Genomic DNA, 1,909 nt, shown 5'->3' on the forward strand with positions numbered 1-1,909 from the left:
AGAAAAAAAAGATATCCTGGAAACTTTCGCCAGCGTCTGCGCCAAAGCGGGGATTGACATGATCGTTCCGGAAGATATTTACGGCAGCTGCTGCGGGCAGATCTTCTCCTCCAAAGGCTTCCAACCTGCTTACGCCTTTACCGCCCGCAAGATCATGCAACAATTATGGCACAGCACCCGGCAGGGGGCGCTGCCGGTCGTGACCGACGTCAGCTCCTGCGCTTACACCCTGAAAACGATGCGCAGCATATTGGATGAAGGGGATAAAATCCGTTTCGACCAGTTGACCATCCTCGACTCCGTGGACTTCCTGCACGACATGGTGGTGCCGGTGGCGGGCGCGCGGGAAAACACGCGTAACATCGTGCTGCACCCGGTTTGCTCGCTGGAAAAAATGAAAACGCAGGACAAGTTCATCCGCGTGGCGCAGCATTTCGCACGGGAGGTGACGGTGCCGAAATCCGCCGGATGCTGCGGCATGGCGGGCGACCGCGGGTTCCTCTTTCCGCAGCTTACGCAATCGGCCACGCAGCAGGAAGCCGGGGAAGTCTGCCGCGGACCGTATGACGGCTACTATTCTTCTACCAAAACCTGCGAGATGGCCTTATCGGCGGCCGTCAAAGCCAACTATACATCGATCCTCTACCTGGCCGACGAAATGATGATTCCCCTTCACAACACCGACGTTCAATAAACTACATCAATAATGACAGACAACGAGCAAGGTTTTATGCAAAGCGTGGGCAACTGCTTTGACAAAGCCGCGGAATTTACGGACTGGGACCCCGGCATCCTGGCACAGATCAAAGCCTGCAACGCCGTGTACAGCATGAAATTCCCCATCCGCCGCGATAACGGGCAGATCCAAGTGATCGAGGCGTACCGGGCGCAGCATTCCCAGCATAAAACGCCCAGCAAAGGCGGCATCCGCTTTGCCGCGGAAGTGAACCAGGACGAGGTGGTTGCACTCGCATCCCTCATGACCTACAAATGCGCTATCGCCAACGTGCCTTTCGGCGGCGGGAAAGGCGGCATCAAAATCGACCCGAAGCAATATTCGGTGGAAGAACTGGAGCGGATCACCCGGCGGTATACCGCGGAGCTGGTGAGGAAGAATTTTATCGGTCCGGGTATCGACGTGCCCGCCCCGGATTACGGCACCGGCGCGCGGGAAATGGCCTGGATGGCGGATACTTTCCAGGGATTGCACCCGGGCGAGATCAATGCTTTGGGCGCCGTAACCGGTAAGCCCCTGGCACAGGGAGGCGTCCGCGGCCGCAAGGAAGCCACGGGGCTCGGTGTGTTTTATGGCCTGCAGGAAATCTGCCGGATGCCCGCCGTGATGGAACGCATCGGCCTGGAACCTGGGATCGTGGGGAAGAAAGTAGTGGTGCAGGGACTGGGGAACGTAGGCTACCACGCCGCGAAATACCTCCAAAATGCAGGCGCCGTTATTGTGGCGATCGCAGAATGCGAAGGCGCCATCTACAACGAAAGCGGCCTGGACGTGGATGCCGTGGCCGCCCATCGCAACGCCACCCGGTCCATCCTGCACTTTCCTTCCGCCCGGCATTTTCACAACTCCACGGATGCACTGGAATACCCTTGCGACATCCTGATCCCCGCCGCGCTGGAAATGGTGATCACCGCCGACAACGCGCACCGCATCCAGGCGAAGATCATCGGGGAAGCCGCCAACGGTCCGGTTTCTTCGACGGCAGACGAAATTCTCGCCCGCAAAGGCACCCTGGTGGTGCCGGACATCTACCTGAACGCGGGCGGCGTCACCGTATCGTACTTCGAATGGCTGAAGAACCTGAGCCACGTGCGGTACGGCCGGATCGAGAAGCGCTTTACCGAAGATATGAACACCCGTATGCTCGAGCAGATGGAAGAACTGACCGGTAAA

At 58.6% G+C, this 1,909-nt stretch carries 2 protein-coding genes; both read left to right on the top strand.

What is annotated here, in order from left to right:
• The coding region (locus Q0510_RS09315; protein WP_298710318.1) for a (Fe-S)-binding protein at positions 1-694 on the top strand (694 nt) is incomplete at its 5' end.
• Between the two features lie 12 nt (positions 695-706).
• A partial coding sequence (locus Q0510_RS09320; RefSeq protein ID WP_298710320.1) for a Glu/Leu/Phe/Val dehydrogenase occupies positions 707-1,909 on the top strand: 1,203 nt, incomplete at its 3' end.

It is taken from the genome of uncultured Chitinophaga sp. (assembly GCF_937874145.1).
In the GTDB taxonomy this organism is placed as follows: domain Bacteria; phylum Bacteroidota; class Bacteroidia; order Chitinophagales; family Chitinophagaceae; genus Chitinophaga.